Origin of the sequence: Neobacillus rhizosphaerae, assembly GCF_050477885.1 — a bacterium.
GTDB classification, from domain to species: Bacteria; Bacillota; Bacilli; order Bacillales; family Cytobacillaceae; genus Neobacillus; species Neobacillus rhizosphaerae_A.
Map to the genome: position 1 here is coordinate 1 of NZ_JBCNAC010000022.1, position 2942 is coordinate 2942.

Sequence of the window (2942 nt, forward strand, 5' to 3'; positions counted from 1 at the left end):
GTTAAGTTAGAAAGGGCGCACGGTGAATGCCTTGGCACTAGGAGCCGATGAAGGACGGGACTAACACCGATATGCTTCGGGGAGCTGTAAGTAAGCTTTGATCCGGAGATTTCCGAATGGGGGAACCCACTGTTCGTAATGGAACAGTATCTTTACCTGAATACATAGGGTATTGAAGGCATACCCGGGGAACTGAAACATCTAAGTACCCGGAGGAAGAGAAAGCAAACGCGATTCCCTGAGTAGCGGCGAGCGAAACGGGACATAGCCCAAACCAAGAGGCTTGCCTCTTGGGGTTGTAGGACACTCAACATGGAGTTACAAAGGAACGGGGTAGATGAAGCGGCCTGGAAAGGCCCGTCAGAGAAGGTAAAAACCCTGTAGTCGAAACTTCGTTCCCTCCTGAGTGGATCCTGAGTACGGCCGGACACGTGAAATCCGGTCGGAAGCAGGGAGGACCATCTCCCAAGGCTAAATACTCCCTAGTGACCGATAGTGAACCAGTACCGTGAGGGAAAGGTGAAAAGCACCCCGGAAGGGGAGTGAAATAGTTCCTGAAACCGTGTGCCTACAAGTAGTTAGAGCCCGTTAATGGGTGATAGCGTGCCTTTTGTAGAATGAACCGGCGAGTTACGATCCCATGCAAGGTTAAGTTGAAGAGACGGAGCCGCAGCGAAAGCGAGTCTGAATAGGGCGATTGAGTATGTGGTCGTAGACCCGAAACCAGGTGATCTACCCATGTCCAGGGTGAAGTCCAGGTAACACTGGATGGAGGCCCGAACCCACGCACGTTGAAAAGTGCGGGGATGAGGTGTGGGTAGCGGAGAAATTCCAATCGAACTTGGAGATAGCTGGTTCTCTCCGAAATAGCTTTAGGGCTAGCCTCACGTAGTTAGAGTCTTGGAGGTAGAGCACTGTTTGGACTAGGGGCCCTCATCGGGTTACCGAATTCAGACAAACTCCGAATGCCAAAGACTTATCCGTGGGAGTCAGACTGCGAGTGATAAGATCCGTAGTCAAAAGGGAAACAGCCCAGACCACCAGCTAAGGTCCCAAAGTTTACGTTAAGTGGAAAAGGATGTGGAGTTGCTTAGACAACCAGGATGTTGGCTTAGAAGCAGCCACCATTTAAAGAGTGCGTAATAGCTCACTGGTCGAGTGACTCTGCGCCGAAAATGTACCGGGGCTAAACGTAACACCGAAGCTGTGGATTGACATCTTAGATGTCAGTGGTAGGAGAGCGTTCTAAGGGCGTTGAAGCTAGACCGTAAGGACTGGTGGAGCGCTTAGAAGTGAGAATGCCGGTATGAGTAGCGAAAGATGAGTGAGAATCTCATCCACCGTATGCCTAAGGTTTCCTGAGGAAGGCTCGTCCGCTCAGGGTTAGTCGGGACCTAAGCCGAGGCCGAAAGGCGTAGGCGATGGACAACAGGTTGATATTCCTGTACCACCTCTTTATCGTTTGAGTGATGGGGGGACGCAGGAGGATAGGGTAAGCGCGCTGTTGGATATGCGCGTCTAAGCAGTTAGGCTGGAAAGTAGGAAAATCCGCTTTCCGTAAAGGCTGAGCTGTGATAGCGAGGGAAATTTAGTACCGAAGTTCCTGATTCCACACTGCCAAGAAAAGCCTCTAGCGAGATAAAAGGTGCCCGTACCGCAAACCGACACAGGTAGGCGAGGAGAGAATCCTAAGGTGAGCGAGAGAACTCTCGTTAAGGAACTCGGCAAAATGACCCCGTAACTTCGGGAGAAGGGGTGCTTTTTGAGGTGAATAGCCTCGAAGAGCCGCAGTGAATAGGCCCAGGCGACTGTTTAGCAAAAACACAGGTCTCTGCGAAGCCGCAAGGCGAAGTATAGGGGCTGACGCCTGCCCGGTGCTGGAAGGTTAAGAGGAGGGGTTAGCGCAAGCGAAGCTCTGAATCGAAGCCCCAGTAAACGGCGGCCGTAACTATAACGGTCCTAAGGTAGCGAAATTCCTTGTCGGGTAAGTTCCGACCCGCACGAAAGGCGTAACGATCTGGGCACTGTCTCAACGAGAGACTCGGTGAAATTATAGTACCTGTGAAGATGCAGGTTACCCGCGACAGGACGGAAAGACCCCGTGGAGCTTTACTGTAGCCTGATATTGAATTTTGGTACAGCTTGTACAGGATAGGTAGGAGCCGTAGAAACCGGAGCGCTAGCTTCGGTGGAGGCGTCGGTGGGATACTACCCTGGCTGTATTGAAATTCTAACCCGCACCCCTTATCGGGGTGGGAGACAGTGTCAGGTGGGCAGTTTGACTGGGGCGGTCGCCTCCTAAAGAGTAACGGAGGCGCCCAAAGGTTCCCTCAGAATGGTTGGAAATCATTCGTAGAGTGTAAAGGCACAAGGGAGCTTGACTGCGAGACCTACAAGTCGAGCAGGGACGAAAGTCGGGCTTAGTGATCCGGTGGTTCCGCATGGAAGGGCCATCGCTCAACGGATAAAAGCTACCCCGGGGATAACAGGCTTATCTCCCCCAAGAGTCCACATCGACGGGGAGGTTTGGCACCTCGATGTCGGCTCATCGCATCCTGGGGCTGTAGTCGGTCCCAAGGGTTGGGCTGTTCGCCCATTAAAGCGGTACGCGAGCTGGGTTCAGAACGTCGTGAGACAGTTCGGTCCCTATCCGTCGTGGGCGCAGGAAATTTGAGAGGAGCTGTCCTTAGTACGAGAGGACCGGGATGGACGCACCGCTGGTGTACCAGTTGTCTTGCCAAAGGCATCGCTGGGTAGCTATGTGCGGACGGGATAAGTGCTGAAAGCATCTAAGCATGAAGCCCCCCTCAAGATGAGATTTCCCATAGCGTCAAGCTAGTAAGAACCCTGAAAGATGATCAGGTTGATAGGTCAGAGGTGGAAGCGTGGTAACATGTGGAGCTGACTGATACTAATCGTTCGAGGACTTAACCAAGTTTTAA

The 2942-nt window shown here is 52.5% G+C and carries 1 rRNA gene; it reads left to right on the forward strand.

What is annotated here, in order from left to right:
• Positions 1–2935, forward strand: a 23S ribosomal RNA gene (locus ABES03_RS02760).
• Positions 2936–2942: the final 7 nt, after the last annotated feature.